This is a genomic window from Streptomyces sp. SID5464 (assembly GCF_009862985.1).
Lineage (GTDB): Bacteria > Actinomycetota > Actinomycetes > Streptomycetales > Streptomycetaceae > Streptomyces > Streptomyces chartreusis_D.
Window position 1 is genome coordinate 104,981 of the sequence record NZ_WWIQ01000060.1, and the last position, 9,783, is coordinate 114,763.

The 9,783-nt window shown below is 73.7% G+C and carries 10 protein-coding genes; 8 read left to right on the forward strand and 2 right to left on the reverse strand.

Annotated features, from left to right (window positions below; genetic code table 11):
* Together GTY47_RS30485 and GTY47_RS30490 are read left to right on the forward strand one after the other, a co-directional pair.
* The coding region (locus tag GTY47_RS30485; RefSeq protein WP_010044324.1) for a sensor histidine kinase at positions 1–661 on the forward strand (661 nt) is incomplete at its 5' end.
* Positions 662–728: 67 nt separating this feature from the next.
* Positions 729–1,400 (forward strand): response regulator transcription factor, encoded by a 672-nt coding sequence (locus GTY47_RS30490; protein WP_010044326.1) that lies wholly within the window; start codon positions 729–731, stop codon positions 1,398–1,400.
* Between the two features lie 18 nt (positions 1,401–1,418).
* Here the strand turns inward: GTY47_RS30490 and GTY47_RS30495 are convergent, their stop codons facing one another.
* Entirely contained in the window at positions 1,419–2,525 is a 1,107-nt protein-coding gene (locus GTY47_RS30495; RefSeq protein WP_029181489.1) for a DUF5937 family protein, read from the reverse strand.
* Positions 2,526–2,684: 159 nt separating this feature from the next.
* On the opposite strand from GTY47_RS30495, the gene GTY47_RS30500 reads away from it, so the two are divergent.
* Positions 2,685–2,888 carry a hypothetical protein gene (locus GTY47_RS30500; RefSeq protein WP_010044332.1) on the forward strand — a complete coding sequence of 68 codons (204 nt, stop codon included), beginning with the start codon at positions 2,685–2,687 and terminating at the stop codon, positions 2,886–2,888.
* Here GTY47_RS30500 and GTY47_RS30505 read toward each other — a convergent pair.
* On the reverse strand, positions 2,881–4,134 hold the full coding sequence (locus tag GTY47_RS30505) for a beta-eliminating lyase-related protein (RefSeq protein ID WP_040903756.1): 1,254 nt from the start codon (positions 4,132–4,134) through the stop codon (positions 2,881–2,883). The genes GTY47_RS30500 and GTY47_RS30505 overlap by 8 nt on opposite strands.
* A gap of 184 nt (positions 4,135–4,318) precedes the next feature.
* Here GTY47_RS30505 and GTY47_RS30510 point away from each other — a divergent pair, with 184 nt between their 5' ends.
* Genes GTY47_RS30510 through GTY47_RS30530 form a run of 5 tightly spaced genes read left to right on the forward strand, consistent with a single transcriptional unit; the run spans position 4,319 to position 9,750 of the window.
* On the forward strand, positions 4,319–5,248 hold the full coding sequence (locus GTY47_RS30510; protein ID WP_010044334.1) for a DUF2520 domain-containing protein: 930 nt from the start codon (positions 4,319–4,321) through the stop codon (positions 5,246–5,248).
* Positions 5,245–6,237 (forward strand): pantoate--beta-alanine ligase, encoded by a 993-nt coding sequence (gene panC, locus GTY47_RS30515; protein ID WP_010044335.1) that lies wholly within the window; start codon positions 5,245–5,247, stop codon positions 6,235–6,237. The genes GTY47_RS30510 and panC overlap by 4 nt, the downstream gene beginning before the upstream one ends.
* Positions 6,234–7,955 carry an L-aspartate oxidase gene (locus GTY47_RS30520; RefSeq protein ID WP_010044338.1) on the forward strand — a complete coding sequence of 574 codons (1,722 nt, stop codon included), beginning with the start codon at positions 6,234–6,236 and terminating at the stop codon, positions 7,953–7,955. The genes panC and GTY47_RS30520 overlap by 4 nt, the downstream gene beginning before the upstream one ends.
* Before the next feature lie 5 nt (positions 7,956–7,960).
* Positions 7,961–8,935, forward strand: a complete 975-nt coding sequence (nadC, locus tag GTY47_RS30525; protein ID WP_029181490.1) for a carboxylating nicotinate-nucleotide diphosphorylase — start codon at positions 7,961–7,963, stop codon at positions 8,933–8,935.
* 17 nt (positions 8,936–8,952) lie between these two features.
* Positions 8,953–9,750: a type III pantothenate kinase gene (locus tag GTY47_RS30530; protein ID WP_010044343.1), complete on the forward strand. Its 798-nt coding sequence runs from the start codon at positions 8,953–8,955 to the stop codon at positions 9,748–9,750.
* The last annotated feature ends 33 nt before the right edge of the window (positions 9,751–9,783 follow it).

Consider the following 9,783-nt stretch of genomic DNA (forward strand, 5'->3'; position numbering starts at 1 on the left):
GTCCAAGGTCGCCGTCGCCGCCGAACGCGCCCGCATCGCCCGCGAGCTGCACGACGTCGTCGCGCACAACGTCTCGGTGATGGTGGTGCAGGCCGACGGCGCCGCCTACGTCCTCGACGCCGCGCCCGACCAGGCGAAGAAGGCCCTGGAGACCATCTCCTCCACCGGTCGCCAGGCCCTCGCCGAGATGCGCCGGCTGCTCGGCGTGCTGCGCACCGGGGAGCACGAGGAGGCCGGCGAGTACGTGCCGCAGCCCGACGTCCAGCAGATCGAGGACCTCGTCGAGCAGTGCCGCGGGCACGGACTGCCCGTCGACTTCAAGGTCGAGGGCACCCCCCGCCCGCTGCCCAGCGGCGTCGAGCTCACCGCCTACCGCATCGTGCAGGAGGCGCTCACCAACACCCGCAAGCACGGCGGGCCCAACGCGGGCGCGAGTGTGCGCCTGGTGTACTTCGACGACGGCCTCGGCCTGCTCGTCGAGGACGACGGCAAGGGCGCCCCGCACGAGCTGTACGAGGAGGGCGGGTTCGACGGCCAGGGACACGGCCTGATCGGCATGCGGGAACGGGTCGGCATGGTCGGCGGCACCCTGGACGCCGGCCCGCGCCCGGGCGGAGGATTCCGCATCAGTGCCCTGCTGCCGCTCAAACCCGCGCACTGACGTCGTGCACGCCCCTCGCTGACACCTGTAACGACCCCATGCAACGACCCCATATGGAAGAGGCCAGATGACGATCCGCGTGATGCTCGTCGACGACCAGGTGCTGCTGCGCACCGGGTTCCGGATGGTGCTCGCCGCCCAGCCGGACATGGAGGTCGTGGCGGAGGCGGGCGACGGTGTCGAGGCCCTCCAGGCGCTGCGGGAGACCGAGGTCGACGTGGTGCTGATGGACGTCCGCATGCCGAAGCTCGACGGGGTGGAGGCGACCCGCCGGATCTGCGCGGACACCGACCCGCCGAAGGTGCTCATCCTGACCACCTTCGACCTCGACGAGTACGCCTTCTCCGGGCTGAAGGCGGGCGCCTCCGGCTTCATGCTCAAGGACGTGCCGCCCGGGGAGCTCCTCGCCGCGATCCGCGCCGTGCACAGCGGTGACGCGGTCGTCGCGCCCTCCACCACCCGGCGGCTCCTGGACCGCTTCGCGCCGATGCTGCCGGGCACCGGGAAGCAGCCCCAGCACCAGGAGCTGGAGCGGCTCACGGGGCGTGAGCGCGAGGTCATGGTGCTGGTCGCGCAGGGCCTGTCCAACGGCGAGATCGCGGCCCGGCTCGTGCTGTCCGAGGCGACCGTGAAGACGCACGTGGGCCGCATCCTGACCAAGCTGGGGCTCAGGGACCGGGTGCAGGTCGTGGTGCTGGCCTACGAGACGGGGCTGGTGCGGGCCGGCGGGCACGGCTGACCCGGACGCCCGGGCCCGCTACCTGAGGATCCCCTCCAGGAACTCGCTGCCGAGCCGGGCCACCATCGTCACGTCAAGCTGGTGCAGGACGTAGCGCCCCCGGCGGCGGGTGGTGATCAGGCCCGCCTTCTTCAGCACCGCCAGATGCCGGGATATCTCCGGGGCCGTCATGCCGTGCACCTGCGCCAGCTCGCCGGTGGTGTACGCGCTGCGGGCCAGATAGCGGCACATGCGCATGCGTACGGGGTGGGACAGCGCGGTCATGCGCAGGGCCAGCTGCTCCAGCGTGGGCGGGGCGGCGAGCTCGGGGGAGCCGGCCGGGTAGTGCAGCACCGGCTGCCAGCCGTGCCGGTGCAGGACCATCAGGTGCGGCCAGCCCAGGCTCGTCGGGACGAGCAGCAGGCCGTCCTCGCCCGTGGCCGTACGGCCCTCGCCCAGCTTGTCGACCGTGATTTCGGCGGCGGCCTCGTCGAGCGTCACCGCCGGGGACACCGCGGCGAGCGCCTCGGCCAGGCCCCGGTGTCTGAGCAGGTCCGTCTTGTGGCGGGCGTCCGCCGCGAGCTGGTGGCGCAGCCGGGACCACGTCTCCGCGAAGAACGCCTCGTCGCAGTCCTGGAGGAACTGCCGCAGCCAGGCCCGGATCCTGGGCGGGTCCGCCAGCAGCCGTTCGCTGAACCGCAGTTGCTGCGGTCCCCGCGCGGCGGCCAGGTCCAGGGAGCGGCGGCGCACCTCCGCGTCGGTCAGTGCGGTGGGTCCGCACGTGCCGTACCCGACGGCACAGGTGAACTCCAGCGCGGCATCCACGAACTGTTCGTCCGTCAGCTTGTCCAGCAGGTCCAGTTCGTCGGCGAGGGTGGCGCCCGGCAGGGTGCCCGGGCCCGGTATGCCGGCGTACGGCAGGAACAGGTCCGAGAACGTCGTCCGCCACAGGAAGTCGGCCTCGCACATCCGGTCGGCCAGATGCGGGTCGAGCCGGGCGGTCACGCCCGTCACCCAGCCCTGGAGGCCCGGGTGGTGTCCCGGCTCGGACAGCGCGTGCAGCGCCATGCCCAGCTCGGCCAGGGGCGAGGGCACGACGGCCACACTCTCCGGCCGCATCCCGGCGATGTCGATGTGCACGCTCATGCCTTCATGGTGCACCCCGCCACCGACAACGCCCCCGTCGTTTGACGGGCCTCGTCAATCGACGCGACGTCGCCCTCGGTTCGGGGGCACTGTGGGACCACCGGGGCAGCCGCGGAGCCTTCGGACCTCCATCACCCCGTCCCGCAGAGGCGATCCACCATGAGCATCACGCAGCAGCACCTCCTCGACGCCTACCGCGCCCGGCAGCACGACGAGCCCGCCCCGCCCGCTCCCGGCGCGCATGACTGGCAGGTCGTACGGGAGTGGCGCGACGAGCGGCAGTTCCGGGCGGTCCTGGCGGGCCGCCCGGCCCGGCACCGGTTCCGGGTCGCCCTGAACCGGTGGCGGCGGCGCCCTACCTGACCTCCCCCGGCAGCCGGGCCACGAACTCCGCCACCGCGCTCTTGACGTCCTCGGCGGTCCACTCCAGCCCGGCGGACCGCACATGCACCTCCGTGAACGCCAGGCCGGGGCCGCGCCGGTCCCAGGCGAAGGAGAACAGGACGGTGCCGGTCTCCTCGGCCGTCCGCACCGCCGCCTCCGAGAGGACGTCGGCGTCGTACGGCAGCCACACCTGGAAGTCGTGGGTGTGCGGCACCTCCGGGTGCACGCGCGCCCACGGCACCCCGACCGCGGCGAACCCCTCGCGCAGCGCGGTGGCCACCACGCGCGCGTGGGCGACGTACTCCGGCAACCGGGGCAGTTGCCGCTCCAGCCCGAGCAGTGCCGACAGAGCCGTCGGGAACTGCTGGAAGACCAGGCCGCCGTACCGGTGCCGCCAGGCCTTCGCCTCCTCCACGAGCTCCCTCGGCCCGGCGAGTGCCGCACCGCCGAACGCGTCCAGGGACTTGTAGAACGACACGTAGACGCTGTCGGCCAGGCCCGCGATCTCCTCCAGGGACCGGCCGAAGTGGACCGTGGACTCCCACAGGCGGGCCCCGTCGAAGTGCACCACGGCGTCCCGCTCCCGCGCTGCCGCCACCACCTCGGTGAGCTCCTCCCAGGAGGGCAGCACGAAACCGGCGTCCCTCAGGGGCAGTTCCAGCATCAGCGCCCCGAAGGGTTCCTCGAAGTCGCGCACCTCGGCGGCGGTGGGCAGCCGCGGCTCGCTGGCCACGCGCACCGGCCGCAGGCCGCCGACCTCGCTGAACGCGTTCCGCTCGTGCACCTCGGGATGGCTGAGCGCGTGCAGGGCGACGGTCGGGTTGCCGGTCCGGCCCGCCCAGCAGCGCAGTGCCACCTGCTGGGCCATCGTGCCCGTCGGGAAGAACGCGGCGGCCTCGGTGCCGAGCAGTGCGGCGACCTTCGTCTCCAGCGCCTCGACGACGCCGTCGCCGTACACGTCGGACCGCTCGTCCAGGTCGTACAGGTCCGCCGCGCCGTCCAGTGCCGCCAGCCGCTCCCGGAGCGACTTGTGGAAGGCGAAGCGCGCGAACACGCGCCGTGCGCCGTGGTGTGCGGCCAGCCGCCGCTCACGGAGCTGCGACCTCCGGTCCTCAACAGTCCGGTCCTCGTCAGGCCGGCCCGCTTTCGGCCCGTCCTCGTCCAGCCGGTCCTCGTCAGGCCGTTGCCCGGTCGCCTGCGCGCCCTGTCCCGCCATGTCATTCATGGCCGGATCATCCCGCGCGCGGGTGCCGGCGGGCACCCGGATTTCCGTACGCCCGTGCACCCGCGCGGTGTCCACCGCAATGCACACCCTGTGGACAACCGAACGCCCCTCGAACCGATCGCGTTAACATGACGAGAAATCGTCCGGTACCCGGAGCGGACTGGAACGGGAAGGCCGCCGTCGAGTGAACACAACCCCACAGCCAGACCCCAAGGACCGCCCCGCGCGGCTCACCGTCGGCGTCGTCGGCGCCGGCCGCGTGGGACCCGCACTGGCCGCGTCCCTCCAGCTCGCCGGGCATCGCCCGGTCGCCGTCTCCGCGGTCTCCGACGTCTCCCGGCGCCGCGCCGCGCAACTGCTGCCCGACGTGCCGGTGATGCCGCCCGCCGAGGTCCTCCAGCGGGCCGAGCTGGTCCTGCTGACGGTTCCCGACGACGCCCTGCCCGAACTGGTCGCGGGCCTCGCCGACACCGGGTCCGTACGGCCGGGACAACTGCTCGTGCACACCTCCGGGCGGTACGGCGCGCGGGTGCTCGACCCCGCCCTGCGCGCGGGCGCCCTGCCGCTGGCCCTGCACCCCGCGATGACCTTCACCGGCACGCCCGTGGACGTCCAGCGACTGGCCGGCTGCTCCTTCGGCGTCACCGCGCCCGAGGAGCTGCGGCTGGCCGCGGAGGCCCTGGTCATCGAGATGGGCGGCGAGCCGGAGTGGATCGCCGAGGAGAACCGGCCGCTCTACCACGCGGCCCTGGCGCTCGGCGCCAACCACCTGGTCACCCTGGTCGCCCAGTCCCTGGAGCTGCTGCGCTCGGCCGGTGTCGCGGCCCCCGACCGGATGCTCGGCCCGCTGCTCGGCGCGGCCCTGGACAACGCCCTGCGCTCCGGCGACGCGGCCCTCACGGGCCCTGTCGCGCGCGGGGACGCGGGCACGGTCGCCGCGCACGTCACCGAGCTGCGCCGGCACGCCCCGCAGGCCGTCGACGGCTACCTGGCGATGGCCCGCGCGACCGCCGACCGGGCCCTGGCCCACGGCCTGCTGAAGCCGGAGCTCGCCGAGGACCTCCTCGGGGTACTCGCCCACGGGACCGACGGCACCGAAGGGGACGCCCGATGACCACCACCCTGCTCAGCACGGCCGGTGAACTGCACGCACGCGCGCGTGCGGGCCGCCGCGCCGTGGTGATGACCATGGGCGCGCTGCACGAGGGCCACGCCACGCTGATCCGCACCGCGCGTGCCCTCGCCGGGCCCGACGGCGAGGTCGTCGTCACCGTCTTCGTCAATCCGCTCCAGTTCGGCGCGGGCGAGGACCTCGACCGCTACCCGCGCACCCTGGACGCCGATGTGAAGCTGGCCGGGGAGTCCGGCGCGGACGTCGTGTTCGCCCCGGCCGTCGACGAGGTCTACCCCGGCGGCGAGCCCCAGGTCCGCATCACGGCGGGCCCCATGGGCGAGCGGCTGGAGGGCGCCTCCCGCCCGGGCCACTTCGACGGCATGCTCACGGTCGTCGCCAAGCTGCTGCACCTGACCCGCCCCGACGTCGCCCTGTACGGCCAGAAGGACGCCCAGCAGCTCGCCCTGATCCGCCGCATGGTGCGGGACCTGAACTTCGGCGTGGAGATCGTCGGCGTCCCCACCGTGCGCGAGGAGGACGGCCTGGCCCTGTCCAGCCGCAACCGCTACCTCTCGCCCGCCGAGCGGCGCACCGCCCTCGCGCTGTCCAGTGCCCTGTTCGCGGGCCAGGACCGGCACGCCGCGCAGGAGGCGCTGCGCGCCCGGGCCCGCGAGGTGCCCGCCACACGCGCGCGTGCGGAGGCGCTCAGCGCCATAGGGGAGTCCCGCGCGGCGGCGGACGCGCACGCCGTCGCGACGGCCGTCCCGGGCGGCCCGGCCGGCGTCCGCGCGGCCGCCCGCCAGGTCCTCGACGAGGCCGCCCGCCTCGATCCGCCGCTCGTGCTGGACTACCTCGCCCTGGTCGACCCGTCCGACTTCACCGAGATCGGGGACGACTTCACCGGCGAGGCGGTCCTCGCCGTCGCCGCCCGGGTCGGGACGACCCGGCTGATCGACAACATTCCCCTCACCTTCGGAGCCGCCTCGTGACCAGCACAGGCATACGCCTGCACGCGCCCGCCCCCGGGTGGTCCATCTCCGCGGACGTGGTCGTCGTCGGCTCCGGCGTCGCCGGCCTCACGGCCGCCCTGCGCTGCGAGGCGGCCGGCCTCACCACCGTGGTCGTCACCAAGGCCCGCCTGGACGACGGCTCCACCCGCTGGGCCCAGGGCGGCATCGCCGCGGCCCTCGGCGAGGGCGACACCCCCGACCAGCACCTGGACGACACCCTGGTCGCCGGCGCGGGCCTGTGCGACGAGGAAGCGGTCCGCATCCTCGTCACCGAGGGCCCCGACGCCGTACGCCGCCTCATCGAGACCGGCGCCCAGTTCGACGAGTCCTCCGAGGGCGGCCTGGAACTCACCCGCGAGGGCGGCCACCACCGCCGCCGCATCGCCCACGCCGGCGGCGACGCCACCGGTGCCGAGATCTCCAGGGCCCTGGTCGAGGCGGTACGCGCGCGTGGTCTGCGCACCGTCGAGAACGCGCTCGTCCTGGACCTCCTCACGGACGCCGAGGGCCGCACGGCAGGCGTCACCCTGCACGTCATGGGCGAGGGACAGCACGACGGCGTGGGCGCGGTCCACGCCCCGGCGGTCGTCCTGGCGACCGGCGGCATGGGCCAGGTCTTCTCGGCGACGACCAACCCGTCCGTCTCCACGGGCGACGGCGTCGCCCTGGCGCTGCGCGCGGGCGCCGAGGTGAGCGACCTGGAGTTCGTCCAGTTCCACCCCACGGTCCTCTTCCTGGGCCCCGACGCGGAGGGCCAGCAGCCCCTGGTCTCCGAGGCGGTGCGCGGCGAGGGCGCCCACCTGGTCGACGCCGACGGCGTGCGCTTCATGCTCGGCCGGCACGAACTGGCCGAGCTCGCGCCCCGCGACATCGTCGCCAAGGGCATCACGCGCCGCATGCAGGAGCAGGACGCCGAGCACATGTTCCTCGACGCCCGGCACTTCGGCGCCGACATGTGGGAGCACCGCTTCCCGACGATCCTCGCCGCCTGCCGCGCCCACGGCATCGACCCGGTCACCGAGCCCATCCCGGTCGCCCCGGCCGCCCACTACGCCTCCGGCGGCGTCCGCACCGACTCCCGGGGCCGTACGACCGTCCCCGGCCTGTACGCGTGCGGCGAGGTCGCCTGCACCGGCGTGCACGGCGCCAACCGCCTGGCCTCCAACTCCCTCCTCGAAGGCCTGGTCTACGCCGAGCGCATCGCGGCCGACATCGCCGCGAGCCACGCGGAGACCGGCCTCCACGCGCGCGTGCCGCAGCCCCTGCCCTACCCGGAGACCCCCGAGCACCCCCTGCTCACCCCGGAGGCCCGCTTCACGATCCAGCGGATCATGACGAACGGGGCCGGTGTCCTGCGCTCGGCGGAGTCCCTCGCCAAGGCCGCCGACCAGCTCCAGCAGCTGCACACCGACGCCCGCGACGCCCTCGCCGAGAACGGCAAGACGGCCGAGGCCGGCGTCGACACCTGGGAGGCCACCAACCTGCTGTGCGTGGCCCGCGTCCTGGTCACCGCGGCCCGGCTGCGCGAGGAGACCCGGGGCTGCCACTGGCGCGAGGACCGCCCCGAGCGCGACGACACCACCTGGCGGCGCCACATCGTCGTACGCCTGAACCCGGACCGCACGCTGGCCGTGCACACCACGGACACCACACACTTCCCTACGACCCTCCCGCCCAAGGCCCCCCAGGAGCAGTGACCGACGTGAGCACCCCCGACCTTCCCCTCGCCTCGTCCGGAGGCTGCGGCGACGGCTGCGCCTGCGGCGCGGACGACGAGGCGTACCTGGAGTGCGGCCTGGACCCCGCACTCGCCCAGCTCCTGGCCGACGCCGGCCTCGACCCCGTCGAGGTCGAGGACATCGCCAACGTGGCCCTCCAGGAGGACCTGGCCCACGGCGTGGACGTGACGACGGTGGCGACGATCCCCGAGGACGCGGTGTCCACCGCAGACTTCACCGCACGCGAGGCGGGCGTCGTGGCCGGCCTCCGCGTCGCCGAAGCGGTCATCTCGGTCGTCTGCGAGGAGGAACTCGAGATCGAGCGCCACGCGGAGGACGGCGACCGCGTCGAGGCGGGCCAGAAGCTCCTCTCGGTCACCACCCGCACCCGCGACCTCCTCACGGCCGAGCGCAGCGCGCTGAACATCCTGTGCCGCCTGTCGGGCATCGCGACGGCCACGCGGGCGTGGGCGGACGTCCTGGACGGCACGAAGGCCAGGGTCCGCGACACCCGCAAGACGACCCCCGGCCTGCGCAGCCTCGAGAAGTACGCGGTCCGCTGCGGCGGCGGCGTCAACCACCGGATGTCCCTCTCGGACGCGGCCCTCGTCAAGGACAACCACGTGGTCGCCGCGGGCGGCGTCGCCCAGGCCTTCACGGCCGTACGGGATCGCTTCCCCGACGTGCCCATCGAGGTCGAGGTCGACACCCTGCACCAGCTCCGCGAGGTCCTGGACGCCGGCGCCGACCTGATCCTCCTGGACAACTTCACGCCGGGCGAGTGCGAGGAGGCGGTCGCCCTCGTCCAGGGCCGCGCCGCCCTGGAGGCCTCGGGCCGCCTGACCCTCGACAACGCCAAGGCGTACGCGGACACGGGCGTCGACTACCTGGCCGTCGGAGCCCTCACCCACTCCTCGCCGATCCTGGACATCGGCCTGGACCTGCGGCCGGCGGAGTAGGGGAGCGGGTACGGGCCATGCTGCTGACCATCGACGTAGGCAACACCCACACCGTCCTGGGCCTGTTCGACGGCGAGGACATCGTCGAACACTGGCGCATCTCCACGGACGCGCGCCGCACCGCCGACGAGCTGGCGGTCCTCCTCCAGGGCCTGATGGGCATGCACCCGCTGCTCGGCGACGAACTGGGCGACGGCATCGACGGCATCGCCATCTGCGCGACCGTCCCCTCGGTCCTGCACGAGCTCCGCGAGGTGACGCGCCGCTACTACGGCGACGTCCCGGCGGTCCTCGTCGAACCGGGCGTCAAGACGGGCGTCCCGATCCTCATGGACAACCCCAAGGAGGTCGGAGCGGACCGCATCATCAACGCGGTCGCGGCGGTCGAGCTCTACGGCGGCCCCGCGATCGTGGTCGACTTCGGCACGGCGACGACGTTCGACGCGGTCAGCGCGCGCGGCGAGTACGTCGGCGGGGTCATCGCCCCCGGCATCGAGATCTCCGTCGAGGCCCTGGGCGTCCGCGGCGCCCAGCTCCGCAAGATCGAGGTGGCCCGGCCCCGCAGCGTCATCGGCAAGAACACGGTCGAGGCGATGCAGTCGGGCATCATCTACGGCTTCGCCGGCCAGGTCGACGGGGTCGTCAACCGCGTGGCCCGGGAGCTGTCGGAGGACCCGGACGACGTCACGGTCATCGCGACGGGCGGCCTGGCCCCGATGGTCCTGGGCGAGTCGTCGGTCATCGACGAACACGAGCCCTGGCTGACGCTGATCGGGTTGAGACTGGTGTACGAGCGGAACGTGTCGCGTATGTGACTGCAGTTGTTGCCGGGGCAGGGTGGGTCCGCA

Excerpts from the sequence above, each read along its gene's own strand:
- GTY47_RS30490 (WP_010044326.1), top strand. The coding sequence starts at position 729 with ATGACGATCCGCGTGATGCTCGTCGACGACCAGGTGCTGCTGCGCACC.
- GTY47_RS30495 (WP_029181489.1), bottom strand. The coding sequence starts at position 2,525 with ATGAGCGTGCACATCGACATCGCCGGGATGCGGCCGGAGAGTGTGGCC.
- GTY47_RS30500 (WP_010044332.1), top strand. The coding sequence starts at position 2,685 with ATGAGCATCACGCAGCAGCACCTCCTCGACGCCTACCGCGCCCGGCAG.
- GTY47_RS30505 (WP_040903756.1), bottom strand. The coding sequence starts at position 4,134 with ATGAATGACATGGCGGGACAGGGCGCGCAGGCGACCGGGCAACGGCCT.
- panC (WP_010044335.1), top strand. The coding sequence starts at position 5,245 with ATGACCACCACCCTGCTCAGCACGGCCGGTGAACTGCACGCACGCGCG.
- GTY47_RS30530 (WP_010044343.1), top strand. The coding sequence starts at position 8,953 with ATGCTGCTGACCATCGACGTAGGCAACACCCACACCGTCCTGGGCCTG.